The sequence below is a fragment of the Pseudomonas sp. 20-5 genome, assembly GCF_056782835.1.
Genome location: NZ_CM165584.1, coordinates 1,170,990 through 1,197,304, shown reverse-complemented (window position 1 = coordinate 1,197,304; position 26,315 = coordinate 1,170,990). Strand labels below are relative to the sequence as shown.

The 26,315-nt window shown below is 67.5% G+C and carries 26 protein-coding genes and 1 pseudogene; 12 read left to right on the top strand and 15 right to left on the bottom strand.

Features of this window, described 5'->3' with window-relative positions; all coding sequences use genetic code 11:
* Window positions 1-16: 16 nt before the first annotated feature.
* Together AC1RB9_RS05620 and rlmF are read left to right on the top strand one after the other, a co-directional pair.
* Window positions 17-1,849: an SLC13 family permease gene (locus AC1RB9_RS05620; protein WP_003100585.1), complete on the top strand. Its 1,833-nt coding sequence runs from the start codon at window positions 17-19 to the stop codon at window positions 1,847-1,849.
* Between the two features lie 91 nt (window positions 1,850-1,940).
* Window positions 1,941-2,951, top strand: a complete 1,011-nt coding sequence (rlmF, locus tag AC1RB9_RS05615; protein ID WP_003092887.1) for a 23S rRNA (adenine(1618)-N(6))-methyltransferase RlmF — start codon at window positions 1,941-1,943, stop codon at window positions 2,949-2,951.
* An 89-nt stretch (window positions 2,952-3,040) separates the two neighbouring features.
* Here the strand turns inward: rlmF and exoS are convergent, their stop codons facing one another.
* Complete coding sequence (gene exoS / locus AC1RB9_RS05610; protein ID WP_003113791.1) at window positions 3,041-4,402, bottom strand: T3SS effector bifunctional cytotoxin exoenzyme S; 1,362 nt, start codon at window positions 4,400-4,402, stop codon at window positions 3,041-3,043.
* 187 nt (window positions 4,403-4,589) lie between these two features.
* On the opposite strand from exoS, the gene AC1RB9_RS05605 reads away from it, so the two are divergent.
* Window positions 4,590-4,940 carry a CesT family type III secretion system chaperone gene (locus AC1RB9_RS05605; protein WP_003113790.1) on the top strand — a complete coding sequence of 117 codons (351 nt, stop codon included), beginning with the start codon at window positions 4,590-4,592 and terminating at the stop codon, window positions 4,938-4,940.
* 289 nt (window positions 4,941-5,229) lie between these two features.
* Here the strand turns inward: AC1RB9_RS05605 and AC1RB9_RS05600 are convergent.
* Window positions 5,230-5,469: pseudogene (locus tag AC1RB9_RS05600) on the bottom strand (DUF2165 family protein); the annotation flags it as partial.
* 75 nt (window positions 5,470-5,544) lie between these two features.
* A complete protein-coding gene (locus tag AC1RB9_RS05595; RefSeq protein WP_003113789.1) occupies window positions 5,545-6,156 on the bottom strand; it encodes a glutathione S-transferase in 612 nt (203 codons plus the stop codon).
* Window positions 6,157-6,279: 123 nt separating this feature from the next.
* Here AC1RB9_RS05595 and AC1RB9_RS05590 point away from each other — a divergent pair, with 123 nt between their 5' ends.
* Complete coding sequence (locus AC1RB9_RS05590; protein WP_003100573.1) at window positions 6,280-7,176, top strand: LysR substrate-binding domain-containing protein; 897 nt, start codon at window positions 6,280-6,282, stop codon at window positions 7,174-7,176.
* Here the strand turns inward: AC1RB9_RS05590 and AC1RB9_RS05585 are convergent.
* Entirely contained in the window at window positions 7,166-7,708 is a 543-nt protein-coding gene (locus AC1RB9_RS05585; RefSeq protein WP_003092901.1) for a hydrolase, read from the bottom strand. The genes AC1RB9_RS05590 and AC1RB9_RS05585 overlap by 11 nt on opposite strands.
* A 103-nt stretch (window positions 7,709-7,811) precedes the next feature.
* Between AC1RB9_RS05585 and AC1RB9_RS05580 the strand changes: the two genes are divergently transcribed.
* The 3 genes from AC1RB9_RS05580 to yejK all read left to right on the top strand — a co-directional run bounded on the left by AC1RB9_RS05580 (window position 7,812) and on the right by yejK (window position 10,808).
* Window positions 7,812-8,282, top strand: a complete 471-nt coding sequence (locus AC1RB9_RS05580) for an SRPBCC family protein (protein ID WP_003100569.1) — start codon at window positions 7,812-7,814, stop codon at window positions 8,280-8,282.
* A 73-nt stretch (window positions 8,283-8,355) separates the two neighbouring features.
* Window positions 8,356-9,711 (top strand): TAXI family TRAP transporter solute-binding subunit, encoded by a 1,356-nt coding sequence (locus tag AC1RB9_RS05575; RefSeq protein ID WP_003111143.1) that lies wholly within the window; start codon window positions 8,356-8,358, stop codon window positions 9,709-9,711.
* Window positions 9,712-9,803: 92 nt separating this feature from the next.
* Entirely contained in the window at window positions 9,804-10,808 is a 1,005-nt protein-coding gene (gene yejK / locus AC1RB9_RS05570) for a nucleoid-associated protein YejK (protein ID WP_034060595.1), read from the top strand.
* Window positions 10,809-10,850: 42 nt separating this feature from the next.
* On the opposite strand, the gene AC1RB9_RS05565 is transcribed toward yejK, so the two are convergent.
* The 9 genes from AC1RB9_RS05565 to AC1RB9_RS05525 form a co-directional block, all read right to left on the bottom strand.
* Window positions 10,851-11,762 (bottom strand): hypothetical protein, encoded by a 912-nt coding sequence (locus tag AC1RB9_RS05565; protein WP_003119277.1) that lies wholly within the window; start codon window positions 11,760-11,762, stop codon window positions 10,851-10,853.
* Between the two features lie 88 nt (window positions 11,763-11,850).
* Window positions 11,851-12,603 carry a VIT1/CCC1 transporter family protein gene (locus AC1RB9_RS05560; RefSeq protein ID WP_003105033.1) on the bottom strand — a complete coding sequence of 251 codons (753 nt, stop codon included), beginning with the start codon at window positions 12,601-12,603 and terminating at the stop codon, window positions 11,851-11,853.
* Between the two features lie 3 nt (window positions 12,604-12,606).
* Entirely contained in the window at window positions 12,607-13,542 is a 936-nt protein-coding gene (locus tag AC1RB9_RS05555; protein ID WP_003092916.1) for a glutathione S-transferase family protein, read from the bottom strand.
* 120 nt (window positions 13,543-13,662) lie between these two features.
* Window positions 13,663-14,352, bottom strand: a complete 690-nt coding sequence (locus AC1RB9_RS05550) for a CatB-related O-acetyltransferase (protein WP_003105028.1) — start codon at window positions 14,350-14,352, stop codon at window positions 13,663-13,665.
* 28 nt (window positions 14,353-14,380) lie between these two features.
* Entirely contained in the window at window positions 14,381-14,695 is a 315-nt protein-coding gene (locus AC1RB9_RS05545) for a GIY-YIG nuclease family protein (RefSeq protein WP_003119275.1), read from the bottom strand.
* Window positions 14,688-15,389: a glutathione S-transferase C-terminal domain-containing protein gene (locus AC1RB9_RS05540; RefSeq protein WP_003092922.1), complete on the bottom strand. Its 702-nt coding sequence runs from the start codon at window positions 15,387-15,389 to the stop codon at window positions 14,688-14,690. The genes AC1RB9_RS05545 and AC1RB9_RS05540 overlap by 8 nt, the downstream gene beginning before the upstream one ends.
* A 66-nt stretch (window positions 15,390-15,455) precedes the next feature.
* Window positions 15,456-15,938, bottom strand: coding sequence for a nuclear transport factor 2 family protein (locus AC1RB9_RS05535; protein WP_003092923.1), 483 nt, complete (start codon window positions 15,936-15,938; stop codon window positions 15,456-15,458).
* A 70-nt stretch (window positions 15,939-16,008) separates the two neighbouring features.
* Window positions 16,009-16,725: a phosphatidylcholine synthase gene (gene pcsA, locus AC1RB9_RS05530; protein WP_003129573.1), complete on the bottom strand. Its 717-nt coding sequence runs from the start codon at window positions 16,723-16,725 to the stop codon at window positions 16,009-16,011.
* A gap of 111 nt (window positions 16,726-16,836) precedes the next feature.
* Window positions 16,837-17,862, bottom strand: a complete 1,026-nt coding sequence (locus AC1RB9_RS05525; RefSeq protein ID WP_003119272.1) for an amino acid ABC transporter substrate-binding protein — start codon at window positions 17,860-17,862, stop codon at window positions 16,837-16,839.
* 296 nt (window positions 17,863-18,158) lie between these two features.
* On the opposite strand from AC1RB9_RS05525, the gene AC1RB9_RS05520 reads away from it, so the two are divergent.
* Window positions 18,159-18,806 (top strand): alpha/beta hydrolase, encoded by a 648-nt coding sequence (locus tag AC1RB9_RS05520; RefSeq protein ID WP_003105021.1) that lies wholly within the window; start codon window positions 18,159-18,161, stop codon window positions 18,804-18,806.
* A gap of 15 nt (window positions 18,807-18,821) precedes the next feature.
* On the opposite strand, the gene AC1RB9_RS05515 is transcribed toward AC1RB9_RS05520, so the two are convergent.
* Window positions 18,822-20,720 (bottom strand): acyl-CoA synthetase, encoded by a 1,899-nt coding sequence (locus AC1RB9_RS05515; RefSeq protein WP_003453848.1) that lies wholly within the window; start codon window positions 20,718-20,720, stop codon window positions 18,822-18,824.
* A gap of 283 nt (window positions 20,721-21,003) precedes the next feature.
* Between AC1RB9_RS05515 and rhlB the strand changes: the two genes are divergently transcribed.
* From rhlB to dauR, 4 genes are all read left to right on the top strand, one after another.
* Window positions 21,004-22,527: an ATP-dependent RNA helicase RhlB gene (gene rhlB / locus AC1RB9_RS05510; RefSeq protein WP_003158777.1), complete on the top strand. Its 1,524-nt coding sequence runs from the start codon at window positions 21,004-21,006 to the stop codon at window positions 22,525-22,527.
* Window positions 22,528-22,687: 160 nt separating this feature from the next.
* Window positions 22,688-23,635 carry an NAD(P)H-dependent anabolic L-arginine dehydrogenase DauB gene (gene dauB, locus AC1RB9_RS05505; protein WP_003453849.1) on the top strand — a complete coding sequence of 316 codons (948 nt, stop codon included), beginning with the start codon at window positions 22,688-22,690 and terminating at the stop codon, window positions 23,633-23,635.
* A 22-nt stretch (window positions 23,636-23,657) separates the two neighbouring features.
* Window positions 23,658-24,785, top strand: coding sequence for an FAD-dependent catabolic D-arginine dehydrogenase DauA (gene dauA / locus AC1RB9_RS05500; protein WP_003122058.1), 1,128 nt, complete (start codon window positions 23,658-23,660; stop codon window positions 24,783-24,785).
* 62 nt (window positions 24,786-24,847) lie between these two features.
* The gene (dauR, locus tag AC1RB9_RS05495) at window positions 24,848-25,480 is read left to right on the top strand and encodes a transcriptional regulator DauR (protein ID WP_003113779.1); all 633 of its coding nucleotides are present in this window, start codon (window positions 24,848-24,850) and stop codon (window positions 25,478-25,480) included.
* Between the two features lie 23 nt (window positions 25,481-25,503).
* Here dauR and AC1RB9_RS05490 read toward each other — a convergent pair whose 3' ends face one another.
* On the bottom strand, window positions 25,504-26,295 hold the full coding sequence (locus AC1RB9_RS05490) for an ABC transporter substrate-binding protein (RefSeq protein ID WP_003118292.1): 792 nt from the start codon (window positions 26,293-26,295) through the stop codon (window positions 25,504-25,506).
* Window positions 26,296-26,315: the final 20 nt, after the last annotated feature.

Below are 26,315 nucleotides of genomic sequence, written 5' to 3'. Positions count from 1 at the left end.
CCGCTCAGATGCCCGCATGAACCTCGAACTGCTCTGGGTGGTCGGCCTGCTCGCCACCACCGTCGCCCTCTTCATCCACAACCGCCTGCGCCTGGACGTGATCGCCCTGCTGGTGATCATGGCCTTCAGCGTCAGCGGAACCCTTACCCTCAACGAAGCCCTGGCCGGCTTCAGCGATCCCAGCGTGATACTGATCGCCGCGCTGTTCGTGATCGGCGAAGGCCTGGTGCGTACCGGGGTGGCCTACCAGGTCGGCGACTGGCTGATCGCCCGCGCCGGCAGCAGCGAAGCGCGCCTGCTGGTACTGCTGATGCTGGCGGTGGCCGGGTTGGGCTCGGTGATGAGTTCCACCGGGGTGGTGGCGATCTTCATCCCGGTGGTCCTGAGCATCGCCGCCAAGCTGAAGATCCCTCCGGGCCGGCTGATGATGCCGCTGGCCTTCGCCGGACTGATCAGCGGCATGATGACCCTGGTCGCCACGCCACCGAACATGGTGGTCAACAGCGAGCTGGCGCGCGAGGGTCATGCCGGCTTCGGCTTCTTCGCCTTCACCCCGATAGGCCTCATGGTGCTCGCCATCGGCGTGGCCTACATGCTGCTCACGCGCAACTGGCTGAACGCCGCCAGCCCGGCGGAAGTCGGCGCGCCGAAGGCACGGCGGACCCTGCGCGACCTGATCCGCGACTATCGCCTGGCCGGCCGCGAACGGCGCCTGCAGGTCCAGCTCGGCTCGCCGTTGATCGGCAGCACCCTGGAAGAACTGCAACTGCGCACCCGCCTGGGCGCCAACGTGGTCGGCCTGGAGCGGGTGCGCAAGTTCCACAGCGAGGTGGTCAAGGTCGGCGGCAGCACCGAGCTGAAGGCGGGCGACGTGTTGCTGCTGGACGTCTTCGCCCCTCCGGAGGACATGGACCGGCGCTGCGCCGAGCTGAACCTGGTGCGCCTGCCGTTCCGCGCCAGCTACTTCATCGACCAGTCGCGGGAGGTCGGCATGGCCGAGGTGACTCTGCCGCCGGACTCCACCCTGCTCGGCAAGAGCGTCCTGGAACTGGGCTTCCGTTCGCAGTACGGGCTCAACGTGGTCGGCCTGCGTCGCGACCACGAAGCGCTCACCGACGGCATGCTGGAAGAGAAGCTGCGCCTGGGCGATACCCTGCTGGTGATCGGCGCCTGGAAGGCGATCCGCCAGTTGCAGGGACGCAACCGCGATTTCCTGGTGCTCAGCCTGCCGGCGGAGATCGACGAGGTGGCGCCGGCCCTGAGCAAGGCGCCGCACGCCCTGCTCAGCCTGGCCGTGATGGTGGCGCTGATGGTCAGCGGGGTGGTGCCCAACGTGGTCGCGGCACTGGTCGGCTGCCTGTTGATGGGCCTGTTCCGTTGCATCGACATGGACGGCGCCTACCGCGCCATCCATTGGCAAAGCCTGGTCCTGATCGTCGGCATGCTGCCCTTCGCCCTGGCCCTGCAGAAGACCGGCGGTATCGACCTGGTGGTCTCGCTGCTGGTCGACGCCCTCGGCGACGCCGGCCCGCGCGTGCTGCTGGCCAGCCTGTTCCTGCTCACCGCGGCCATCGGCCTGTTCATCTCCAACACCGCTACCGCGGTGCTGATGGCGCCGATCGCCATCGCCACCGCCAAGCAGATCGGCGCCTCGCCCTACCCCTTCGCCATGGTGGTGGCGGTGGCGGCCTCGGCAGCCTTCATGACGCCGATTTCCTCGCCGGTGAACACCCTGGTGCTGGGCCCTGGCCAATACCGCTTCGGCGACTTCGTCCGGATCGGCGTGCCATTTACCCTGCTGGTGATGTTCGTCTGCGTGCTGGTGATTCCGTGGCTGTTTCCATTGTGACCGGGCCAGGAGCGCGCCGCTCGGCAGAAACACTGGCCAGCCTCCGGCGGATGTGAATAATGCCCGCCTCGCCGTCACGGAAACCGAGAACATGCCCCGCCCGACCAGCCCGCATCCCGACGCCGAGCGCAAGAGCGCCAGCCCGCTGCACCCGCGCAATCGCCACCTGGGACGCTACGACTTTCCGCGCCTGATCGCCGGCAGCCCGGAACTGGAGCGCTTCGTCATCCTCAATCCGTACGGCAGGCAGAGCATCGACTTCGCTGATCCGGCGGCGGTGAAAGCCTTCAACCGCGCGCTGCTGCAACAGTTCTACGACGTACGCGAGTGGGATATACCCGATGGTTACCTGTGCCCGCCCATTCCCGGTCGCGCCGACTACCTGCACTACCTGGCCGACCTGCTCGGCGCCAGCCACGATGGCCTGATTCCACGCGGTCCCGGCCTGCGTGCGCTGGACGTCGGAACCGGAGCCAACTGCATCTACCCGCTGCTCGGCCACCACGAATACGGCTGGCGCTTCGTCGGCGCCGACATCGACCCGCAATCGCTGGCCTCGGCCGCTGCGATCCTCGCCGCCAACCCACGCTTCGCCGCTGCCATCGAGTTGCGCCGGCAGCCTGATCGCAGGCAGATATTCCAGGGCCTGATCGGCGTCGATGAGCGCTTCGACATGACCCTCTGCAACCCGCCCTTCCACGCCTCGCTGGACGAAGCCACGCGCGGCAGCCGGCGCAAGTGGAAGAACCTCGGCAAGCTCGACCCGACCCGTACCCTGCCGCTACTGAACTTTGGCGGCCAGGGCGCCGAGCTGTACTGCGAGGGCGGCGAAGCGGCCTTCCTGGCCGGCATGGCCGAGGAAAGCCGGGCGTTCGCCACGCAGGTGTTCTGGTTCACCACCCTGGTATCCAAGGCGAGCAACCTGCCGAACCTCCAGGAGCGCCTGAAGACGTTGGGCGCCAGCGATATCCGCGTGGTGGACATGGCCCAGGGACAGAAGCAGAGCCGCTTCGTCGCCTGGACCTACCTCGACAAGAAGCAGCGCCGGGCCTGGCGCAAGGAGCGTTGGACAGCAGCCCTCCTGGAACCACTGGGCGAATAGCCAGCACGCCTCTCCACCCGAATCCGCTGCCGAGCCAAGAATCGGACACCCCAAGGTGTCCGTTCGTGACGTCTTTCTTTTACGACCGGTCAGGCCAGATCAAGGCCACGCATCCTCAGGCGTACATCCTGTTCCTGGACCTCGCCTGAACGTTCCGGTTTGCTTGCCAGGTCGAGAGCATCGAGCAGTCCCTGGCTATGGCCACTCTGCTCCCCCAGGGCCGCCTCTTCGAGGACCCGGCGGGTAACTCCCTGCTCATCGCTGGCGCTCAGCAGCACGCGCATGTCGGTCTCTTTGTTATAGAGAATCTCTTTTTCATTCTTGTAGTTCGATATCCCGCTGACATCGATTCCGGACCTGCCGAACACGGTGGATATCGTGCCCTGCCCGAAGCTCCTCGCGACACCGGGGTTCAGGGAGGTGGAGAGATAGCCGTCGTCGTGGCCAACCTTGCCCTCTTCCACCGCGTTGAAGGCATCCCCGCCACGGGTGCCACGGAAAGTCTTCACTACCTGTTCAGCCTGTCCGCTCTTCTCGAAGGCCGCGGACATACCTTGGTCGATCAGCTTTTGTCCCGCATCCAGCTCCTGCCCCTGACGCAGAGCGCGATTCAGGTCCGCGTAGTGAATGCCGGTGTAGAGACCAAGCGCCATCACTTCGGCGTCACTGTGGATGCCACCAGGCTGTCTGCCCAGGTACTTTTCCGCATCCGCCCCGAACCGCTTCACCAGGCCATCCGCCAGCGCCTTGTCGGCCGATACTCTGCTGACCTCGCTCTCTACCGCTTGGCGCAACAGTGCGACCTCGCTCATTACCTGATGCAACTGGTCGGTGATTTCGCGCCGCAGTTCCGGGCTTGCGTCGAGCACCAGTTGACTCGCGGCACCGCCGGTGGTGCCCCACTGCTGCAGCGCGATCCCGCCGATGCTCCGTTCGAGCAGGCGGCCAGCCTGGATACGGGACTCCTCGACCTGGCTGCCGGCACGAATGCCGGCCAAGGCGGTGCTCAGCGAACGCAGCGCCCCATCTCCGCTGGCCAGGCGGGAGTGCTCCCGGGCCAGTCCTTCCGGTGTCAGGGTCGCCAGCTCGCTCGCCTTGTCGAGTCCCTTCAAGGTCATGGGCAATGCCTGCTGCAGCACCATCTGCTTGAACACGACGGCCGAGGACATGACCGCAGGCTGCGCGTCCTGACTGGGCTGCGGCCCGGTGCGGGCGTGGGAGCCCAACAGTTTGCCCAGCCAGTCCATGATCGCCACGAAGGGACGCACGAGCGCCGCGCCCAGGCGAGCGAGCAGCCCCTCACCCTTCGGCGCGTCCTGGCGCTGGGCCAACTGCTGCGCTTCACTGGGGGTGGCGACCTGGCGGGCCTCAATCTGTCCCAAACGCCCACTGGCGGCCTGGTGCAATTCGACGGCGAAAGACGGACTCTGCTGAAGCGATTGAATATGCATGATGGTTGCCTTCTCCTGATGTTTCTCCGCCAGTCTAGGAACGGGAAACCCCATCGCCTATCAGGATTGGCCGCCGTTTTTTCACTGGAATCGGCAGCGGCAAAACCTAAAAAAAGAGAACCACGATTAACAGTCTCTCCGGGCTGGCACTGCTCTAATGGCTGCCTCCAGTGACTCGGAACACGCCATGAATCCACTCTACCGCGCCGCCATCCACCAGCTTTTTCTCGCTCTCGATCTCCCGACGCCCAACGACGAGGAGAGCGTACTCAGCCTGCAGGTGGGCCCGCATCTCTGCCATCTGGCAGAACATCCGACCGATCACCTGTTGATGTTCACCCGCCTGGAAGGACAAGGAGACGCTACGGCCAACGAGCAGAACCTGTTCAGCCAGGACCCTTGCAAGCCGATCCTGGGCCGTGACCCCGAAAGCGGCGAACGGCTGCTCTGGAACCGCCAGCCCTTGCAGTTGCTGGACAGGGCCCAGATCCACCATCAACTCGAACAACTGGTCGCCGCCGCCGAAGAGCTACGCTGAGCCCAGTCGGGCGAAAGGAGCCGATGCCGCAGGTTCTGCTTTCCTCGAAGCCCCCGGGGCTTAACTCCATTGACCATGCCGAGCCAGCCGGAGCACCTGCCCTCGAGGCAGCCGGCTGCCACTGCCCGGGGGCAGTTCCAACTGCGTCATCCCATGCAACGCGTGCGAACAGAGGGGAGCCGAGGGACCGGGTGGCAGGAGCGAGATGCGACTTCGCGCCATCGACGGGCGTCCGGCTCGCTCCACTGTCGCCGTCCTCGCGCCCTGCTCCTCATACCGGCAGTCCCCATCAGTTCCAGCGGACGTTGAGCACGAAGAAGTTCGCCAGCACCCAGACCACCAGCAGCAGGTGGGTCAGTTGCAATCCCTCCTGGCGGATCCAGTAGCCGAACCAGAGCCCGCCCAGCAGCATGCCGAAGAGCAAGCCGAGGGCCGCGCTCAGGACCAGGCTGAGCCAGGGCCGGGCCGCCTCCAGGCCGGCGCCGAACAGCAGTTCGCAACAACCGGTCCGGGCCGTGACGAAGGCAGCGACCTACAGCGAACCGAGGCCGGGCGCAGGCGGAATCAAGCCGTTCGAGGGGCGCCAGCCTGGCGCCTCGCGGGCTCAGACCGGCGGCGTCTCGAGGAACACCGGCAACCCCTCCGCATAATCCGAATAGCTTGCCAGTTCCGGGTATTCGCTGGCGGCGACCCGCTCCGCGACCACCAGTTGGCTGAAGCGCCAGGCCACCGCGACGGTCACCCCGACCAGCTCGATGCCACCGTCGCGTGCCAGCGGCTCCTGGCGCAGCGCTGCCTCCAGCCAGTCGTAGGCCGCCAGCAACTGCCCCTCCACCCGCTCCAGCCAGGGGCCGTGGCGGCGTTCCTCGGGACGCAGGTTCAGTTCGTAGTAGATCTGCACGGATTTCTCGCAGGCCACCAGCGCCGCGCCGATCAGACTCAACGCCCGTGCACGGGCCTGCGGCCGTTGCGGCAGCAGACTGCGTTCGCGGCCGGCCAGGCACTCCAGGTAATCGAGGATCAGGCTGGAGTCCATCAGCACGGTGCCATCGTCCAGCACCAGCGTGGGCGCCTTGACCATCGGGTTGAACAGGCTGAACGCCTGGAAATTGCGGAACACCGACAGCGGCCGGTGCTCGTAGGGCAGGTCCAGCAGGCGCAGGGCGATGGCGACCCGGCGCACAAAAGGCGAATCCAGCATACCGATCAGTTGCATCGCGGCATCCTTTGTCGATGATTAAGCGCCGCTAAGAGGGCGACGCCTGGGAAAATCACTCTAGTCGTTGCACAACGCGAAAAATATCGAGATAAATTCAGCGAATCCTTTAGAAAAACTTACATGAGCGACCTCCCTCCCCTCACCGCCCTGCGCAGCTTCGAAGCGGTCGCCCGGCTCGGCAGCATCAGCCAGGCCGCCAGCGAGCTGCACGTCACCCACTCAGCGATCAGCCAGCAGATCAAGCTGCTGGAAAACCTCCTCGGCCTGGCCCTGTTCGTCCGCGAGGGGCGCGGCCTGCGCCTGAGCGAGAACGGCCGGTTCTACGCCCTGCAGGTACGCGCCTCTCTGGGCGAGATCGCCGACGCCACGCGGGTGGTGCGGGCGCGTCCACGGGAGGGTGAGCTGGTGGTCACGGTGATGCCGTCCTTCGGCCTGAACTGGCTGCTGCCGCGCCTGCCGCGCTTTCGCGAGCGCCATCCGCACTGTCGCGTGCGGCTGGTGGCCAGTCTTGACGTGCAGAACCTGCGCCAGGGCCTGGCCGACCTCGGCGTACGCATCGGCAAGGGCGACTGGGAAGGGGTCGGTCGGGAACGCCTGTTCGACGACGAGTTGCTGATGGTCGCCGCGCCCGACTTCAACGGCGGCCGCCTGCCGCGCACGCCGAGCGAGATCGTCGCCTGCCCTACACTGCGCTCCACCGAATCCTGGGCGCTCTGGTGCCAGCGCGCCGGCGTGGCGGAACCGCAGCACGGACTGCTGATCAATGACTCGAACCTGCTGCTGGAAGCCGTGCGCCTGGGCCAGGGCATCGCCCTGGAGCGTCGCAGCCTGGTCGCCGGCGCCCTCGCCGAGGGCCGCCTGGTGCAACTGGGCGACATCCGCGTGCCCTACCCCTATCCCTACTGGCTGGTCTGGCCGCAGCGCGAGCCGCCGAGCGACCGCCACCAGGCCTTCGCCGACTGGCTGCGCGAGGAGGCCCGGCGCTACCAGGCCGAGCAACCGCCGCTCAGCGAATGAAGTTGCGGCTGATCTCGCGGAAGCGGTCGCTGCCGGCGCGTTCCATCCATTCGAAGGCGACCATCTCCCGCGACACGATCATCGCCCCGGCCTGGCGCATCCGCTCCACGGCCAGTGCCTTGTCGCTCGACCGCCGCGAGCCGATCGCCTCCTCCACGACGAACACTTCGCGACCACGGCCAAGCAGGTCGAGCACGGTCTGCAGCACGCAGACGTGCGCCTCGCTGCCGCAAACCACGAACTGCCGGCGGTCGCCGCCGGGCGCGCGCAGCAGGGCGCCATCGGCGGCGGCCGAGAAGTCCAGCTTCTCGAGGATCTGCGTGGCGTCCAGCTCATCGCGCAGCGCCGCCACCGTCGGCCCCAGGCCCTTGCTGTACTGCTCGCTGGCCAGCACCGGCACGTCCAGTGCGCGGGCCACGCGCAACAACCACTGGCTGTACTCGACCAGCGCCGGGCCGTCGTCGATGGCCGGCAGCAGGCGTTCCTGGATATCGACCACCAGCAGGGTCGAGGTTGCGGCGCGGATTAGCATGGCGTCCTCCTTCGGTTCGACGTCTCGGTTCGTCTGGCTTAGGCTTGCACGGCACGGGCGCCATGGACAGCGCGTCCTCCCACAACCCTAGCAGGAGCCTGCGATGAATATCAGCCTGCATTTCGAATCGCGCCTGCAGGCCAGCCCCGAACAGCTCTGGCGGTGGATCACCTCGGTGGACGGGATACTCCGCGAGATACGCCCGTTGCTGAGCATGAGCGTACCGCCCGGTATCCGCAGCCTCGAAGACCTGGAGGTAGTGCCCCGGCGCCCGCTGTTCCGCAGCCACATGCGCCTGTTCGGCTTGCTGCCGCTGGGCACTTCGCAACTGACCCTGCTGGAGCTGACGCCCGGCCACGGCTTCATCGAACAGTCGCCGATGACCGGCATGCGCCTCTGGCGCCACGAGCGACGCATCCTGCCGACACCGGGCGAGGCCGGGGAATGCCTGCTGGTCGACCAGTTGACCGTGCGCCCGCTATTCGCCGCCGGACTGGTACGCTGGTTCCTCACCCGCATCTTCCGGCATCGCCACCGGGTGCTCTGCCGGCAGTTCCGCACGGACCGCCGGTGACCCTCGGCTACGCTGAGGAGTGCGCCCGCCCGCATCCGTCATACCCTTCTGGAGAGCAGCACAAGGACCGCTCATGAATCGCATCAAGCACCTGCTCAAGGACCTCGCCATCCTGATCCGCGCCAACCTCTGGCTGATCCCGGTGATCGCCGCCCTGGTCGCCGCGGTGTTCTATTTCGTCGCCCCGCCGCCGCCGATGAGCGCGACCATGGCCACCGGCGCCGAGGGCGGCGGCTACGCCGTGTTCGCCGGCAAGCTCCGGGAAAAGCTCAAGGAGCAGGGCTTCGAACTGAAGCTGGTGCCCAGCGCCGGCTCGCGCGACAACCTGGAGCGCCTGCTCGGCACCGGCGAGGTCGACATCGCCCTGGTCCAGAGCGGCCAGGAGCGCCAGCTCGAAGCCGGGCAGGCGCGCCAGTTGCAGACCCTCGGCGCGGTCTACCAGGAACCGCTCTGGCTGTTCCACCGCAGCAACGTGCACATCGACCAGCTCAGCGACCTGCTGCACCTGCGCCTGGCCATCGGCAGCGACGGCAGCGGCACCCGCGCCGCCACCGAGGCGATCCTGCAGGCCAACGACATCGCCCCGGGACACTATCCGATCACCTGGGAAGCCCGCGGCGGCAACGCGGTGGTCGACGACCTGCTGGCCGGCAAGCTGGACGCGGCGTTCATCGTCGGCCCGGCGGAGAACCCGGCGATCCAGAAATTGGCCGACAACGACCAGCTTCGCCTGGTCAACTTCCGCCGCAGCGCCGCCTACGAGGCGCGCCTGCCGTTCCTCAAGCGGGTCGAGGTCGGCGAAGGCCTGCTCAACCTGCCGCGCAACGTGCCGGAACGAAACATCAGCACCCTGTCGCCGGTGGCCACCCTGGTGATCAACGAACGCTTCCACCCGGCGCTGATCCCGCTGGTGCTGGAAGCCGCGCGCGAGGTGATGAAGGACGGCAGCCTGCTCGACAAGCCCGGCGCCTTCCCCAGCGCCGAGCCGCGCACCCTGCGCCTGCACGAGGACGCCGAGCGCTACTACAAGAGCGGCCTGCCGCTGCTGCAGCGCTACCTGCCGTTCCGCATCGCCTCCCTGGCGGACCGCTACATCATCCTGCTGATCCCGTTCATCGCCATCCTCATCCCGCTGATGAAGTCTATCGGCCCGCTGTATCGCTGGCGCATCCGCGCGCGCATCTACCGCTGGTACCGCTACATCCGCGACATCGACCGCAAGCTCGACAGCGGTACCGACGCCGAGCAACTGAGAAGCGAGATCGAGCGGCTGGAGAAACTGGAGAGCGAGCTGAACACCGTGGAGGTGCCGCTCTCCTACTACCACGAGCTGTACGAGCTGCACCTGCACCTGAACTTCGTGATCAAGCGCCTGCACGGTCTGCAGGAACGCCAGGCGACGCAGGCAGAAGCCGGCAACCTCGGGTAAACTGGCCGATCCGCGGGCGCGCCAGCGGCGTGTCCCGCAGCGTCGCGGAAACCTGCGCGGCGCCGCCGATTACCTGAAAGGTCGAACCTGACATGCCGATCCATCACGCCATCGTCCACCTGATCGAGAAGAAGCCCGACGGCACCCCGGCCGTGCTCCACGCGCGCGACGCCGAGCTGGGCGACTCCCAGGCCATCGAGAACCTGCTGGCCGACCTCAACGAAAGCTACAACGCCAAGAACAAGGCCTGGGGCTTCTTCCAGGGCGAGTCCGGGGCCTACCCGTTCAGCGGCTGGCTCGGTGAGTACCTGGAGGGCGACCGCGACTTCGTCGGCTTCAGCCGCGAAGCGGTCGAGCACCTGCAGAAGCTGATGGAGGAGTCCAATCTCTCCACCGGCGGCCACGTCCTGTTCGCCCACTACCAGCAAGGCATGACCGACTACCTGGCGATCGCCCTGCTGCACCACAGCGAAGGCGTGGCGGTGAACGAGTCGCTGGAGGTCACCCCGTCGCGCCACCTGGACCTCGGCCAGTTGCACCTGGCCGCGCGGATCAATATCTCCGAATGGCGCAACAACAAGCAGTCGAAGCAGTACATCTCGTTCATCAAGGGCAAGGGCGGGAAGAAGGTCTCCGACTATTTCCGCGACTTCATCGGCTGCCAGGAAGGGGTGGATTCGCCGAGCGAGACGCGCACCCTGCTGAAAGCCTTCAGCGATTTCGTGGAAAGCGAGGACATGGCCGAGGAACAGGCCCGCGAGAAGACCGAGACGCTGGTCGACTACGCCACCTCCCAGGCGCGCATCGGCGAGCCGATGACCCTCGACGCGCTTTCGGAACTGATGGACGACCAGCAACCGCGGGCGTTCTACAACTACATCCGTAACAAGGACTACGGCCTGTCGCCGGAAATCCCGGCGGACAAGCGCACCCTCAACCAGTTCCGCCGCTTCACCGGCCGCGCCGAAGGCCTGTCGATCAGCTTCGAGGCGCACCTGCTGGGCTCCAAGGTGGAATACGACGAAGAGCGCGACATGCTGATCATCCGCCAGTTGCCGACCCAGTTGAAGGACCAGCTCAAGCGGCGCAAGGACTGACCCGCGCCGCCCCGGAGCGCCGCCGGCGCTCCCTTTCCCTCCTCAGCCGCAGGCCCAGTCGAAGCGCATGTCGCGGAAATCGAGCTGGGCGTTGCCGCCGCCGAAGTTGTAGCCGCCCAGGTATTCCTCGAACTCTACGTAGAAGGGACTCATCTCCGGCACGCCCTGCACCGGACGCATGGTGCCGCCGATATGGTTCGGCAGGTGCCCTTCCACCCAGGGATGCTCGCGGTAGTTGTCGCGCTCGATCTTGCCGTCCAGCCAGTAGTGCGGCAGCTGGTAGCCGCCGTCGCCGTATTCGCTGGGCACCACCCCGGCGTTGGGGTCTTGCGCCCGCGCCGTCCAGCGCAGCGGGTAGCGTTGCTGGTGGCCGGCCGCCGGGCGGCCACCGAGGGCGCGCAGCAGGTAGTAGTCGTCCTCCGCCCAGTCCGGCACGAAGCTGGCCGCCGAACCAGCCTCCAGCCACTGCGGCGGCTCGGTCTGCGCCAACAGCGGGTTGCCCGCCGGCAGCGCCGGCGGCTGGCAGGGCGCGCCGCTGAATTCAGCGGCGTCGAGCAGGATCAACGCATAGGCGCCGCCGAGGATGTCCTCCATCCGATGCAGACGCGGATGGCTATTGCGCCCGGCCTCCCAGAACGGCCGCAGTTCCGCTTCGGCCGGCGGTTGCGCGGGCGGATCGATGAGCATCTCGCGAATGCCGTCGACGCTGGTCGGTCCACCGTCGTTCTGGTCCGGGGCGAGGGAGAAGAAGCTCAGCGCGACGATCTCCGGGCCATGCACCCGGTAGTCCTCCGGCAGCAGCAGGGTGAAGCCGTGCATCAGCGGATAGCCGGTGTCCGGATCCAGCGGCCACTGCTCCGGACGGATGCCCGGCGGCAGGCCGAAGCACCAGCCGTGGTTGGCTTCGCCGGCGTGCGCGGCGTCGTTGACGATTTCGATGTCGTAGGCGTTCATGGCCACTCCCTGGTCGGTTTTTCCTGTTCCCGGCCACGCCGGCCGGGTGTCGCAGTGTAAAACGGAGTCCCCGGCAGGCGAAGGACTTTCAGCCCAGGCCCACGCCGAGCGCGGTGCCCAACCCATAGGTGAAGGCCGCGGCAAGGGTACCGACCAGCACCTGGCGCAACGCCGAGAACGCCAGCGGCCGCCCGGTGAAACGGGCGGTGACCGCGCCGCTGAACAGCAGCGCAAGCAGGCTGGACAGCAGGCTTGCGACCAGCGCCGCGGCACCGTCGAGGAACAGGAACGGCGCCACCGGCACCAGGGCGCCAAGGGAAAACAGCAGGAACGACGTGCCCGCCGCGTTCCACGGGTTGCCGCCCAACTCCGTCGGATCGATGCCGAGGGCCTCGCGGGACAAGGTGTCCAGCGCGCCACGACCGTCGTTCATCAGTTGCAGGGCCACGCGCCGGGCGGACACCTCGCTCAGCCCCTTGGCGGTGAAGATATCGATCAGTTCCTGGGTCTCGGTGTTCGGGCAGAGCCTGAGCAGGCGTTCTTCCTCGGCGATGCGCTTGCTCGCCATCTCGCGGGCGTTGGTCACCGACAGCCACTCGCCGAGGGCCATCGAACAGGCCCCGGACACCAGTCCGGCCATCCCGGTGAGGACGATGGACGAATGCGCCATGCTCGCACCCGCCACGCCCATCACCAGGCACAGGTTCGACACCAGGCCATCGTTGGCACCGAGCACCGCGGCGCGCAGCTTGGTGCCGGCGTCGCGGTCCGGCCTCGCCTCGGGCAACGCGCACTGCGGCGGATCGGCGTCCGGCCGCAGCGGCGGGGTCTCCGCCGGCATGCCTCAACGCGCCTCGATGCGAAAGCCCAGGCGCGGGAAATGCACATGCACGGTACCCGCCCGCGGGTCTTCGCGGCGCAGGATGAGTTCCTCGCTGCCGGCGAAGAGCAGTTCGCCCTGTACCGCGTCGACACCGTAGTCTGTGGCGGCGATGGCGACCGCCTGGCCGGGCAGGAAACCGTTGGGGTCGCTGAAGGATTCGTCCGGCAATGCCGCGGGCTGGCTGCCGCGAGCCACCTCCAGGGCTTCCTCCGCACTCATCTCGGCTGGCGCGCCATGGCCGAAGCCGAGCACCCGTCCCAACCAGGCCTGCACCTGCGGGTAATCGTCGACCAGCGGCGCGGTGACCGGCGTGCCCTTGAGGAACCACAGGCAGTGCGCCACGGCGAAGTCGGCGACGGACGCTTCGCCGAACAGGAAATCGCCGTCCTCGCGCGACAACTGGCGCTCCAGTCGCGCCATGAATGCCGGCCACTGGTGGCGCGCCTGTTCCAGCGGCAGGCGGCCGGCGCTGCCGCCGCTGAATAGCTGGCTGCGATCGGCCATGAAGGCCTTGAGGAATTCCGGCGGCAGCTTGCCGAAACGCACGGCGATGGACTCCGGGGCGAACGCCAGGCTTACCGCGTGCTGGAACAGCACCGCGTCGGCCCACTGGGCGAAGCTCGCGGCGACCATCTCCTGGCCTTCGGGAAACAGCGCCGGAACCGCCTTTTCCTGCTCCAGGCGACGGGCGATCAACGCGGTATCGCAATACACATCGGCGCCGACCTGCAACACCGGGGTCTTCCGATAGCCGCCGGTCAGCGCTACCAGGTCCGGCTTGGGCATCACCGGCGGAATCATCACCGAACGCCAGGACAGTTGCTTGAAACCGAGCAGCAGGCGCGCCTTCTCGGCGAAGGGCGAAGTGGGATAGTGATGCAGGATCAGCTCTGACATGGGCGCCTCCGGGCGGATGTGAGGCACCAGCTTAGCGCGGCTGGGAAAACACGCCTATGACAATCCGGGACATGAAGGGCGCCCCATCGCCTGGCCCGATGGGCCTGGCGATGGGCGCGCTCAATCCAGCCGGCACCCCTGGCGGGTGATGGTCATCCGCCGGTACGCCGCACGCGGCGCCTCGCGCGCCTCCAGGGCGGCGAGGAACTCCCGGGGTCGGTCCAGCGGCAGGCCGGTGAGGAAGGCGCTATCCAGCTCCCACCAGCGTGAGGCGAGCAAGCCCTCGATGATCTCCGGCGGATGCCGGTAGCGGATCACCTGCGCCGGAGTCCCGGCGACGATGGCATAGGGCGGCACGTCGCGAGTGACCACGGCGCGCGTGGCGATGATCGCCCCAGTCCCGACCTTGACCCCTTCCATCACCATCGCGCTGTGCCCGATCCAGACGTCGTGGCCGATTTCCGCGTAGCTCAGCGCCGGCTCGTAGCGCAGCGCGGTGCCGGTGTGCTGGAAGGGGTGGCTGCTCACCCAGTCGCTGGGATGGGTGTGCTTTTCCTGGCCGATGAAACAGTCCGAGCCGATCGAGCAGAAACGCCCGATGGACGCCACCAGGGACAGGTCGGTGCCGCTGCGCACATAGCTGTAGGCGCCGATCTCCAGCCTCGGCGGGACGATGCGCAGGTGGCCGAGTTCGACCCGCTCCTCGAGCACCAGCGTGGTGCGCTTGCCGACACTGGCCGGGCCGCCGGCCAGCTTGCAGCCGCGGCGGCGGATCCAGCGTTTCCACCAATGATTCTTCAGGTAACCCACGAATACCCCATGACCGCAGATGAACGTCCTAGATTGCCGGCTCGCCGACCTCGCGCAACACCGGTACGCCGACCAACAGGCGCTCCTTGGCGCGCTTGCTCAGGGCCTTGATCGCCCGCTCGCGGCGCAGGGCGTCGCCCTTGCTGGCGCAGGCCTCGACGTAGACCAGCGCGCGGGCGGGGCTGGAATGGAAGAACCGCGCGCCCTTGCCGCTGCAATGAGTGTCGAAGCGGCGCAGCGGATCGTCGCTGATGCCGCAGTACAACGCGCCGTTTTCCGCCCTCACCAGGTAGACCGACCAACACTTCCCGATCGCCGCCGTGGCGGCCGTCGCCTCACTCACTCCAGACCCGCTCCCGCATCCGCTCGCAATACGCCACCAGGCGCGGATAGCCTCGCGCCACATGGCTGAGTGGGGTATCCAGGGTCGCCTCGATGAGGTTGGCGAGGATACCGTAAGCGGCGGCATCGGCGCTGCACGGATGTTCGCCGCCGTAGTACGGGACCTGGCCAAGCAGGCCGTCGAGGGCATCGAGGTCGTCGCGGGCGAAGGCCAGCAGTTCGTCCCTGCCGTGGACCCCGAGTCCCTGCGCCCTGAGGGTAGCGCGGACCTTGCGGCGCATGGCCCAGGCCACCGCGTCGCGCACGCCGAATGGCAGCGAGCCGAAGAACACCGGCTTGAGCACGCGCCAGCTGTCCTCGTCGAACCAGCGGAAATACAGCATCAGGTAGTACAGGTGTTCGTCGCACAGGCGCGTGATCGCCCGTGCCCAGCCCTTGCCCCGGGCGTCCAGGCCGGCGTCGAGTGTGACCCCGTAGCGCTCGCCGAGGGTACGGATGACGATCTCGCTGTCACCGATCGCCTCGCCCTCGATACGCACGTAGGGCAGCTTGCCCTTGGGCGCCTTGCGCGGGTCGCTGACGACCTTCACCTGATACTCCAGGCCGGCCAGGCGCAACCAGGTTTCCAGTTTCAGGCAGTAGGGACTGGCATTGGGTACGTTGAATGCGGCGGGGAACTGGAAGAGCGTGATCATCGCGGCGTCCTGCGGGTTGTCCGCGGCGAGCTTAGGAGATTATCCGCGCTTCGGCCACCGACAGCCTCAGCCGGCCGCCGGATGGGCAGCCTGGTAGGCGGCCAGGCCCTTGCGCGCCTGCCCGCGGATCGCCCGCTGCACCGGCGGCGCCCAGCCCAGCAGCAGGCCCTTGGCGCCAAGCGCCTGGCGGCTCCAGCGCCACAGGTCGAACTGGTCGCGATGCTCGACGATCAAACCGTCGGCGAAGCGGAAACGGGCCTCGATGCGATTCTCCACCCTGCGCCCGGTCTGGGTGAACAGGTAGTGGGCCACCCATTGCGCACGCCCCTCGTTCTGGTCGGCGCGGACGTTCGCGTAGTCCAGGCGGAAGTCCCGCGCCCGGCTGGTCAGCAGGCGCCACATATCGCCCACCTCGCGCCCACGCAGTTCGCCGAAGGCCGGGTCGTGGAAGGTCGCCTGGGGGGCGTAGCAGGCCGCCATGGCCTCGCCGTCGAGGCGCTGGAAGGCCTGGTAGAAGCGCTCGATCAGTTCGGCGTTGGGGTGGGCCATGCGGGGTTCCTTGCGATGAGAGGGACTTGCCAGGCGTCCCCAGGCGGGAACGCCGTCGCGCCGGGTCGTTTCAGCCGAACCACTCGCGGGCGCTGCGCCAGAGGCAGATACCGACGAAATAGGCCGAGGCGGCGAACCACAGGCCGAGCAGGATCGGCAGGTCGGCCGGCTGCTGGACGATCAGCAGACCGCTGCTGATCAGCCAGACGAAGGTCACCGCGATGTTCAACGGCATGAACTGGCGCACGCGGAACGGGTGGAGGAACTTCATCCGGGTCAGGGTCAGGGCGGCCAGCACCAGCACCGTGACGAGGTTGACCCAGGGGTGCAGGTCGAGCACGTAGAAGTACACCGCCACCACGTTCCAGGCGGCCGGGAAGCCAACGAAGTAGTTGTCGGTGCTCTTCATGTTGACGTTGCAGAAGCAGAACAGCGACGAAACCAGGATCACGCCCACCGCCAGCAGTTCGAAATGCTCCGGCAGGGGGATGTAGCGGTAGATGAAGATGGCCGGGATGAACACGTAGGTCAGGTAGTCGATCACCAGGTCGAGCACCGAGCCGTCGAAATGCGGCAGCATTTCCTTGACTTCGTACTTGCGCGCCAGGGTGCCGTCGAGGCCGTCCACCAGCAGGGCCAGGCCGAGCCAGAGCAGGCAGGCCTGGGGTTTGTTGTCGACCAGCGCGAGCAGGGCCAGCAAGGCCAGGATCACGCCACTGGCGGTGACGGCGTGGACGCCCCAGGCCTTGGCTTTGTTGATGGGAGTCATCGATAGGTTCACGGGCATTTCTCTTGTTCGGTGTTCGGCATGACGCGTCGCTCTATAGTGCACCGGCACCGGTGCGTCTGTCTGTTATCGGATTGTCGGTGCTGGCGAGAGTTCAGCCAGCCCCGCCGGTCAGCGAATCGGCGGCGCATAGTGCAGGCCGCCGAGATTCCATTGCGCGTTGAGGCCGCGCGGCATCTTCAGCGGGCTGCCGTCGCCGACGTTGCGGGCGAAGATCTCGCCATAGTTGCCGACCTGGCGCACCATCTGCACCACCCAGTCGCGCGGCAGTTGCAAGTCCTTGCCGGCGTCGCCCTCGCTGCCGAGCAGACGGGCGACGTCCGGGTTGCGGCTGTCCCTGGCCTGGCGCTCGACGTTGCTCGAGGTGACCCCCAGCTCCTCCGCGTTGAGCAGGCCGTACAGGGTCCAGCGGACGATGTTGAACCAGGCTTCGTCGCCCTGCCGCACGGCCGGGCCGAGCGGCTCCTTGGAGATCACTTCCGGCAGCACCACGTACTGCTCCGGCTTGGCCAGCTTCAGGCGCTGGGCGTAGAGCTGCGACTGGTCGGAGCTGAGCACGTCGCACTGCCCCGCCTCCAGGGCACGGGCGCTCTTCTCGTAGCTGTCGTCGAGCACCGCCTTGTAGCGGATGCCGTGGGCCCGGAAGTAGTCCGCCACGTTCAGCTCGTTGGTGGTGCCGGACTGGATGCACACCGTCGCGTCCTTCAGTTCGCGGGCGCTGGACACGCCGAGCTTGCGATTGACCAGGAAGCCCTGGCCGTCGAAATAGGTGACGCCGGTGAAGTGGATGCCCAGCGCGGTATCCCGCGAGCTGGTCCATGAGGTGTTGCGCGACAGCAGATCGACCGTGCCGGACTGCAACGCCGAAAACCGCTCGGTGGCGGACAGCGGGGTGAAGCGCACCTTCTCGGCATCGCCGAACAGCGCGGCGGCCAGCGCCCGGCAGATGTCGACGTCGAGCCCCTTGAAACGGCCCTTGGCGTCGGCGTAGGAGAACCCCGGCAGGCCGTCGCTGACGCCGCACTGCACGTAGCCCTTGCGCTTCACCGCATCCAGCGTCGCACCGGCCTCGGCCGTGGCGCTGGCGCCGAGGCAGACAGCGGCCAGCAGCAGCCAGGTACCTTTCATTATTGTCATCTGTTCGCCACTCCCTTCGCCGCCCCTGGGTGAACCGCCGGCCCCGCGCCGGTCGCTTCCCGGGCCGGTCGCCGCACTGTAACCGCAAGCGCCGCGGCACCGGCAGAGGCAGCCGGCGGCGCGACCGCGGCGGGCGACGAACGGCGTACCCGGCGCACTTCCCTTAGCAAAGCGCATCCGCGGGAAATTGGCGAATGCATGATCTGCGACAATCTGGCCGACTTGCGAGCGGGAAAGCGCCTGTTGTCGAATGGTCCTCCCATTCCGAACGCATATGCCCCCTGCCTGGAGCCGTCATGAGCGAACCCCTGATCCTCGATGCCCCGAATGCCGACGCCTGTATCATCTGGCTGCACGGCCTGGGCGCCGACCGTACCGACTTCAAACCGGTGGCCGAAGCCCTGCAGATGGTCCTGCCGAGCACCCGCTTCATCCTCCCCCAGGCGCCGAGCCAGGCGGTGACGGTCAATGGCGGCTGGGTCATGCCGAGCTGGTACGACATCCTTGCCTTCAGTCCGGCGCGGGCCATCGACGAAGACCAGTTGAACGCCTCCGCCGACCAGGTCATCGCTCTCATCGATGAACAGCGCGCCAAGGGCATCGCCGCCGAGCGGATCATCCTCGCCGGTTTCTCGCAGGGCGGCGCGGTGGTCCTGCATACCGCCTTCCGCCGCTACGCCCAGCCGCTAGGCGGGGTGCTGGCGCTATCCACCTACGCGCCGACCTTCGACGACCTGGCGCTGGACGAGCGCCACAAGCGGATTCCGGTCCTGCACCTGCACGGCAGCCAGGACGACGTGGTCGACCCGGCGCTTGGCCGCGCGGCCCATGACGCCTTGCAGGCGCAGGGCGTGGAGGTGGGCTGGCACGACTACCCGATGGGCCACGAGGTGTCCCTGGAGGAAATCCACGACATCGGCGCCTGGCTGCGCAAGCGCCTCTGACGCCCGGAGCTTCTCTCAGACGGCGTGCAGCCGGTAGTTCAGCGCGTAGCCGCCGAGCAGCTCTTCCAGCGCCGCCTGGCGTCTTTCGTCAAGCGCGGGAACGTGCAGGTGGGCGAGCTGGCCGTGGCGCTCGTCGGCGACCACCTCCACGCGGATATCCTCGGCGATTCTCCGGCTTTCCTCCTCCAGCACCCGGCGGATCGCGTCCAGGCGCAGCGCCGGCTTGAAGGTCTTGCCCACCGCGGTGACCGGCATGCTCTCGATCAGCCAGATATCCTTGGGCACCGCCGCGCGCTCCGGTACGTGGCGGCTGGCGTGCTCCAGCAGCTCTTCCTCGCTGGCGCTGGCGCCGGGCTTGAGCTGGATATACGCCACCGGCAGCTCGCCGGCCTTGGCGTCCGGCTTGCCCACCGCCGCCGCCAGGGCCACGGCCGGATGCCGGTGCAGCGCTTCTTCGATCATCTGTGGGTCGATGTTGTGGCCACCGCGAATGATCAGGTCCTTGCTGCGCCCGGTGAGCCAGATGTAGCCGTCCTCGTCGATACGACCGAGGTCGCCGGTATTGAACCAGCCATCGCCGATCCAGATATCGCGGTTCCGGTCCTGTTGCAGGTAGCCCTTGAACACCGTCGGGCCCTTCAGGCAGAGGTTGCCCACCTCGTTCGGCGCGGCATCGCGCAGGTAATTGCCCTCGCCGTCGAGCACCGCGACCTTCACCTGGCAGTACGGCAGGCGCAGGCCGATCGAACCCGGCCGGCGCTCGCCGCCACGCGGGTTGCAACTGGTGCCGCAGGTACCTTCGGTGAGGCCGTAGCCCTCGATCACCTTGAGCCCGGTACGCGCCTCGAACTGGCGGATCAGCTCCACCGGCATCGGCGCCGCGCCGCACAGGGCGAAACGCAGGCTGGACAGGTCGCGGCCATCGCTGGGGACCTGCAGCAACGCCGCGTAGATGGTCGGCACGCCACTGAAGCTGGTGACCCGGTAGCGTTCCACCAGCTTCCAGAAGTCCTGGATCAGGGTCGGATTGCGGTAGCCCTGGGGCCCGGCCAGGAGCACCTGGGCGCCGCGATGGAAGGGCGCCAGGCCGGTAACCATCACGCCGTTGACGTGGAACAGCGGCAGGCCGCAGAGCAGCACGTCGTCCACCCCGTAGTCGGCGTTCAGGCCCATGATCTCGGCCATCGCCACCTCGTTGAAGTGGCTGTGCGGCGCCAGCTTCGGCGTGCCGGTGGTGCCGCCGGTGTGGAAATAGGAAGCGACGTCGTCCGGATGGATCGCCCGTCCGCTCTCCAGGCGGTCTGCCGGGCAGTCGGCGATCAGCGTATCGAAGTCCAGCACGCCCTCCGGCAGCGGCCCGCGCTGGGCCTTGAGCGCCTCGCGCTGCGGCGCCGGCAACAGGTTGGCCGGATCGACCACGACGATCGCGTACAGCTCCGGCAACTGCGCGCGCAGGCCGGCGACCTTCTGCCACAGGTCGGTGCCGGGGAACGGCGCCAGGGTCACCAGCACCCGGGTGTTGGAGGCGCGGATCAGCTCGGCGATGTGCTCCGGCTCCAGCAGCGGGTTGATCGCATTGACGATCCCGGCAGCCTCGCCGCCCCAGATCACGTAGTGGGTCTGCGGCAGGTTGGGCAGCAGGAAGGACACCGCCTGGTGGCTTTCCAGGCCCAGCCGGTGCAAGGCGTTCGCGGTCTGGGTGACGCGGGCGAACAGCCCGGCATAGCTGATCCGCAACGGTTCTTCGGCGGCGCTGCCATGCAGCAGGCAGCTCAGGGCGATACGCTGGCCGTGGCGCTGGGCCGAGCGTTGCAACAGTTCGTAGGTGCTGGACGGCAGGTCGCGCTGTTCCAGCGGCACGCGTTCCAGGGCTTCGATATCGCTCAGCCCGACGATCGATGGGGACGGATTCATGGTTTTCTTGTTCTTCCGTTGGTGAGTGGGCGGACACTCGCCGGATCGCTCCGGCACCGTCCCGAAGATGCCACCCCCGTCGTCGCCCTACCGTTGTCTTTTTGTAGCGCGCCGCCGGTCGCGCGCACGAGTCCTCCCGAAGGCTGCCCCGGGCGCTTCGCGCAGCCCCCTCCAGGCCCCGTCCGGCCAGGGCTGGAGGGCGCCGGCCAAGCATGGATTTCTCCCCGCTGGCAACATGCTTTACACTGGCGCCCGTTCATTCCTTAACCACTACGAGATCGCCGTGCTCAAAGCACTCAAGAAAATCTTCGGCAAGGCCGACGGAACCCAGCCGCAGAGCGGTTCCTCCCCGGTCCCGCAAGGCCCTGCCGGCGCTACCGCGAAAGGTACCGCCCCCACCGGCGAAAAGCCGACCGAGAAACGCCCACGCAAACCGCGCCCCCCGCGCGCCGACAACGAGTCCGGCGCCCCGCGCGCCGCTGAAAAGGCCGAGAAAGGCGAAAAGCCCGCCAAACCCGCCGCCAAAGAAGGCCGGGACGCCAAGCCGCGCAGCGACAAGCCGCGCCGCGAACGCAAGCCGAAGCCGGTGGACAACTGGAAGCTGGAAGACTTCGTGGTCGAACCGCAGGAAGGCAAGACCCGCTTCCACGACTTCAACCTCGCCCCGAGCCTGATGCACGCCATCCATGACCTCGGCTTCCCCTACTGCACCCCGATCCAGGCGCAGGTACTGGGCTTCACCCTGCGCGGCCAGGACGCCATCGGCCGCGCCCAGACCGGCACCGGCAAGACCGCCGCGTTCCTCATCTCGATCATCACCCAATTGCTGCAGACCCCGCCGCCGAAAGAGCGCTACATGGGCGAGCCGCGCGCGCTGATCATCGCCCCGACCCGCGAACTGGTGGTACAGATCGCCAAGGACGCCGCGGCGCTGACCAAGTACACCGGGCTGAACGTGATGACCTTCGTCGGCGGCATGGACTTCGACAAGCAACTCAAGCAGCTGGAAGCGCGCTTCTGCGACATCCTGGTAGCCACCCCAGGCCGTCTGCTGGACTTCAACCAGCGCGGCGAGGTGCACCTGGACATGGTCGAGGTGATGGTCCTCGACGAAGCCGACCGCATGCTCGACATGGGCTTCATCCCGCAGGTCCGGCAGATCATCCGGCAGACCCCGCACAAGGGCGAACGCCAGACCCTGCTGTTCTCGGCGACCTTCACCGACGACGTGATGAACCTCGCCAAGCAGTGGACCGTCGATCCGGCGATCGTCGAGATCGAGCCGGAGAACGTCGCCAGCGACACCGTCGAGCAGCATGTCTACGCCGTGGCCGGCAGCGACAAGTACAAGCTGCTGTACAACCTGGTGGCACAGAACAACTGGGAACGGGTGATGGTCTTCGCCAACCGCAAGGACGAAGTCCGCCGCATCGAGGAACGCCTGACCAAGGACGGCATCAGCGCCGCCCAGATGTCCGGCGACGTGCCGCAGCACAAGCGCATCCGCACCCTGGAAGGCTTCCGCGAAGGCAAGATCCGCGTCCTGGTGGCAACCGACGTGGCCGGCCGCGGCATCCACATCGACGGCATCAGCCATGTGATCAACTTCACCCTGCCGGAAGACCCGGACGACTACGTGCACCGTATCGGTCGTACCGGCCGCGCCGGCGCCTCGGGCACCTCGATCAGCTTCGCCGGCGAGGACGATGCCTTCGCCCTGCCGCCGATCGAAGAACTGCTGGGCCGCAAGATCACCTGCGAGATGCCGCCGGCCGAACTGCTCAAGCCGGTACCGCGCAAGCACTGAACGCAGGCGTGGAGAAAAAAGGCGAAGCCATCCGGCTTCGCCTTTTTCGTTTCTGCGACACGCAGGTGCCGCCGTCGGTCATCGAGGCGGGTCGGCGCTTGCCCGGCAATACCTTAAAGTCCAGAATGGACAAATTGTTTACATCCATTCCGGAGATCGCATGAGCGCCGCCACTCCCCTGATCGTCCAGCAGGCCGAAGCCGAGCAACTGCTCGCCCGTATCGACGTCCTCCAGGCCATGCGCCAGCTGTTCCTCGACCTGGCCGCCGGCCAGGCGCTCCAGCCGGCCCAGCAACTGGTGGAGTTCCCCGCCGGTCGCGGCGACTTCATCAACTACCTCGGCGTGCTCGCCCAGGAACAGGTCTACGGAGTCAAGACTTCACCCTACATCGTTCGCGAACAGGGCCCGTTGGTCACCGCCTGGACCCTGCTGATGTCGATGCAGACCGGCCAGCCCTTGCTGCTCTGCGATGCCGCCCGGCTGACCACCGCGCGCACCGCCGCCACCACCGCCGTGGCGGTGGATGCCCTGGCTCCGGCCGAAGCCGGCCGCCTGGTGCTGATCGGCAGCGGACCGGTAGCCCATGCCCACCTGCAATACGTGAAGGGCCTGCGTGACTGGCAGGGCGTGCGAGTCCATTCGCCGTGCCTGGACGAGCGCCGCCTGCAAAGCCTGCGCGCCATCGACCCGCGCGCCGAAGCCGCCGGCAGCCTGGAGGAAGCGCTGGACGAAGCCGATGTGATCCTGCTCTGCACCTCCTCGGCCCGAGCAGTGATCGACCCGCGCCAACTCAAGCTCCCGGCGCTGGTCACCTCGATCAGCACCAACGCGCCCCGCGCCCATGAGGTACCGGCGGAAAGCCTGGCGGCCATGGACGTCTATTGCGACTACCGGCACACCACCCCAGGCTCCGCCGGCGAGATGCTGATCGCCGCCGAACAGCATGGCTGGAGCCCCGAGGCGATCCGCGGCGACCTCGCCGAACTGCTCAGCGGCCAGGCGCCACGTCCGGAATACCGGCGCCCGGCGTTCTTCCGCTCGATCGGCCTGGGCCTGGAAGACGTAGCCCTGGCCAACGCCCTCTACCGCCTGCGCCAGGCAGGCTGATCGCGCGATGCAGGAGAGCAGCATGATCGAAGCGGATTACCTCGTCATCGGTGCCGGCATCGCCGGCGCATCCACCGGCTACTGGCTGTCGGCCCACGGCCGGGTCGTGGTGCTGGAGCGCGAGGCGCAGCCCGGCTACCACTCCACCGGCCGCTCCGCCGCGCACTACACGGTGGCCTACGGCACACCCCAGGTGCGCGCGCTCACCGCCGCCAGCCGGGCCTTCTTCGACAACCCGCCGGCCGGCTTCTGCGAGCATCCGCTGCTCAGCCCGCGTCCGGAAATGGTGGTCGACTTCAGCGACGATCCGGAAGAACTCCGCCGTCAATACGAAAGCGGCAAGGCGCTGGTGCCGCAGATGCGCCTGCTGGACGCGGAACAGGCCTGCTCGATCGTGCCGGTGCTGCGTCGCGACAAGGTCTTCGGCGCCACCTACGACCCCACCGGCGCCGACATCGATACCGACGCCCTGCACCAGGGCTACCTGCGCGGCATCCGCCGCAACCAGGGGCAGGTCCTGTGCAACCACGAAGCGCTGGAGATTCGCCGGGTCGACGGCGCCTGGGAAGTCCGCTGCGACGCCGGCAGCTACCGCGCGGCGGTGCTGGTCAACGCCGCAGGCGCCTGGTGCGACGCCATCGCCGGGCTGGCCGGCGTCCGCCCACTGGGCCTGCAGCCCAAGCGCCGCTCGGCCTTCATCTTCGCCCCGCCGCCGGGCATCGACTGCCACGACTGGCCGATGCTGGTCAGCCTCGACGAATCCTTCTACCTGAAGCCGGACGCCGGCATGCTGCTCGGCTCGCCGGCCAACGCCGATCCGGTCGAGGCCCACGACGTGCAGCCCGAGCAACTGGACATCGCCACCGGCATGTACCTGATCGAAGAAGCCACCACCCTCACCATTCGCCGCCCGGAACACACCTGGGCAGGGCTGCGCTCGTTCGTCGCCGACGGCGACCTGGTGGCCGGCTACGCCGCCGATGCGGAAGGCTTCTTCTGGGTCGCCGCCCAGGGCGGCTACGGTATCCAGACCTCGGCGGCGATGGGCGAGGCCAGCGCCGCGCTGATCCGCCACCAGCCGCTGCCGGCGCACCTGCGCGAGCACGGCCTGGACGAGGCGATGCTGTCGCCGCGCCGCCTGTCCCCCTGATGACCCGGCGGCGGGTTTGCGGCACACTCGCCTCGCCCGTCGTCCCACGAGAGTTCCTGCGCATGAGCCCGAGCCAAGACCCCAGCCTGGAGAACTACCGGGCGATCGCCGACGGCATCGCCACCCTGTTCTTCCCCCACGCCGAAGTGGTCCTGCACGACCTGCGCAGCCAGCGGGTCGACTACATCGCCAACAACCTGTCCAAGCGCGAGGTCGGCGACGACTCGGCGCTGGAAGACATGCTCGAAGGCGATAGCGACGAGCGCAACATCGGTCCCTACGAGAAGCTCAACTGGGACGGGCAGAAGATCCGCTCGGTCAGCACCGTGCTGCGCGACTCCGCCGGCCAGCCGCTGGCGGTGCTGTGCATCAACCTGAACATCAGCCTGTTCGAGAGCGCCAAGGCGGCGCTCGACCTGTTCCTCTCGCCGAGCAAGCTGATCCCGCAACCGGACGCGCTGTTCCGCGACGACTGGCAGGAGCGCATCAACACCTTCCTGCACGGCTGGCTGCGGCAGCGCCAGCTCGGCTTGAACCTGCTGACCCGCGAGCACAAGCGCGAACTGGTCCTGGCCCTGCACGCCGAGGGCGCGTTCAAGGGCAAGAGCGCGGCCAACTATGTGGCCAACGTGCTGAACATGGGCCGGGCGACGGTCTACAAGCACCTCAAGGAGCTGAAGGAAGGCGGCGACTGACGGCAGCCGCCGCCGGCGAGCGGTCAGTCGCCGTAGATGTCGCTCTTGAAGTACTTGCCCTCGATGCGCTTGTAGGTCCCGTCGGCACGAATCGCGTCGATCGCCGCGTTGAGCTTGCCGACCAGCTCGGCGTCCCCCTTGCGCACCGCGATCCCGGCGCCCTCGCCGAAGTATTTCGGGTCCTTGAACTCCGGCCCGACGAAGGCGTAGCCCTTGCCGCGCGGGGTATCGAGGAAGCCGGTCTGCAGCGGGATGGAGTCGGCGAAGGTGGCGTCGAGGCGGCCGGCCACCAGGTCCAGGTAGATCTCGTCCTGGCTGGTGTAGCGCACCACTTCGGCACCGGCCTTGGCCAGCACCGCACTGGCGAAGCGGTCGGCGGTAGCGCCGCGCTGCACGCCGATGCGCTTGCCGGCCAACTGGCTGAAGCTGTCGTCGAGCTGGGCGCCTTCCTTCATCACCAGGCGGCCCGGCGTGAAGTAGTACTTGTGGGTGAAGTCCACCGAGCGCCGGCGTTCCTCGGTGATGGTGATGGAGGACAGCGCGGCGTCTATCTTGCGAACTTTCAGCGAGGGAATCAGGCCATCGTACTCCTGCTCGATCCACTGGCACTTCACCTGCATCTGCGCGCACAGCGCGTTGCCGATGTCGTAGTCGAAGCCGGCCAGTTCGCCTTCGGCGGTCTTGAAGGAAAACGGCGGGTAGGCGGCCTCGATGCCGATCCGCAGGTTGCCATCGGCGGCGACGGCGGATCCGCTGGCGAGCACGCCGAGCAGCAGGCCTCCCAGCAGGTTCTTGGTGTTCAGCGACTTGATCATGGACGACTCCAGGGGTGACG

What these genes read in the sequence shown, in the direction of transcription:
- AC1RB9_RS05515 (WP_003453848.1), bottom strand. Translation starts at nt 20,720, where the DNA reads ATGAATCCGTCCCCATCGATCGTCGGGCTGAGCGATATCGAAGCCCTG.
- AC1RB9_RS05605 (WP_003113790.1), top strand. Translation starts at nt 4,590, where the DNA reads ATGAATCCACTCTACCGCGCCGCCATCCACCAGCTTTTTCTCGCTCTC.
- dauB (WP_003453849.1), top strand. Translation starts at nt 22,688, where the DNA reads ATGAGCGCCGCCACTCCCCTGATCGTCCAGCAGGCCGAAGCCGAGCAA.
- rlmF (WP_003092887.1), top strand. Translation starts at nt 1,941, where the DNA reads ATGCCCCGCCCGACCAGCCCGCATCCCGACGCCGAGCGCAAGAGCGCC.
- AC1RB9_RS05560 (WP_003105033.1), bottom strand. Translation starts at nt 12,603, where the DNA reads ATGCCGGCGGAGACCCCGCCGCTGCGGCCGGACGCCGATCCGCCGCAG.
- AC1RB9_RS05595 (WP_003113789.1), bottom strand. Translation starts at nt 6,156, where the DNA reads ATGCAACTGATCGGTATGCTGGATTCGCCTTTTGTGCGCCGGGTCGCC.
- AC1RB9_RS05520 (WP_003105021.1), top strand. Translation starts at nt 18,159, where the DNA reads ATGAGCGAACCCCTGATCCTCGATGCCCCGAATGCCGACGCCTGTATC.
- AC1RB9_RS05620 (WP_003100585.1), top strand. Translation starts at nt 17, where the DNA reads ATGAACCTCGAACTGCTCTGGGTGGTCGGCCTGCTCGCCACCACCGTC.
- AC1RB9_RS05535 (WP_003092923.1), bottom strand. Translation starts at nt 15,938, where the DNA reads ATGGCCCACCCCAACGCCGAACTGATCGAGCGCTTCTACCAGGCCTTC.
- exoS (WP_003113791.1), bottom strand. Translation starts at nt 4,402, where the DNA reads ATGCATATTCAATCGCTTCAGCAGAGTCCGTCTTTCGCCGTCGAATTG.
- AC1RB9_RS05575 (WP_003111143.1), top strand. Translation starts at nt 8,356, where the DNA reads ATGAATCGCATCAAGCACCTGCTCAAGGACCTCGCCATCCTGATCCGC.
- dauR (WP_003113779.1), top strand. Translation starts at nt 24,848, where the DNA reads ATGAGCCCGAGCCAAGACCCCAGCCTGGAGAACTACCGGGCGATCGCC.
- AC1RB9_RS05525 (WP_003119272.1), bottom strand. Translation starts at nt 17,862, where the DNA reads ATGACAATAATGAAAGGTACCTGGCTGCTGCTGGCCGCTGTCTGCCTC.
- AC1RB9_RS05490 (WP_003118292.1), bottom strand. Translation starts at nt 26,295, where the DNA reads ATGATCAAGTCGCTGAACACCAAGAACCTGCTGGGAGGCCTGCTGCTC.
- AC1RB9_RS05540 (WP_003092922.1), bottom strand. Translation starts at nt 15,389, where the DNA reads ATGATCACGCTCTTCCAGTTCCCCGCCGCATTCAACGTACCCAATGCC.
- AC1RB9_RS05555 (WP_003092916.1), bottom strand. Translation starts at nt 13,542, where the DNA reads ATGTCAGAGCTGATCCTGCATCACTATCCCACTTCGCCCTTCGCCGAG.
- yejK (WP_034060595.1), top strand. Translation starts at nt 9,804, where the DNA reads ATGCCGATCCATCACGCCATCGTCCACCTGATCGAGAAGAAGCCCGAC.
- AC1RB9_RS05585 (WP_003092901.1), bottom strand. Translation starts at nt 7,708, where the DNA reads ATGCTAATCCGCGCCGCAACCTCGACCCTGCTGGTGGTCGATATCCAG.
- pcsA (WP_003129573.1), bottom strand. Translation starts at nt 16,725, where the DNA reads ATGCCCGTGAACCTATCGATGACTCCCATCAACAAAGCCAAGGCCTGG.
- AC1RB9_RS05580 (WP_003100569.1), top strand. Translation starts at nt 7,812, where the DNA reads ATGAATATCAGCCTGCATTTCGAATCGCGCCTGCAGGCCAGCCCCGAA.
- AC1RB9_RS05565 (WP_003119277.1), bottom strand. Translation starts at nt 11,762, where the DNA reads ATGAACGCCTACGACATCGAAATCGTCAACGACGCCGCGCACGCCGGC.
- AC1RB9_RS05590 (WP_003100573.1), top strand. Translation starts at nt 6,280, where the DNA reads ATGAGCGACCTCCCTCCCCTCACCGCCCTGCGCAGCTTCGAAGCGGTC.
- dauA (WP_003122058.1), top strand. Translation starts at nt 23,658, where the DNA reads ATGATCGAAGCGGATTACCTCGTCATCGGTGCCGGCATCGCCGGCGCA.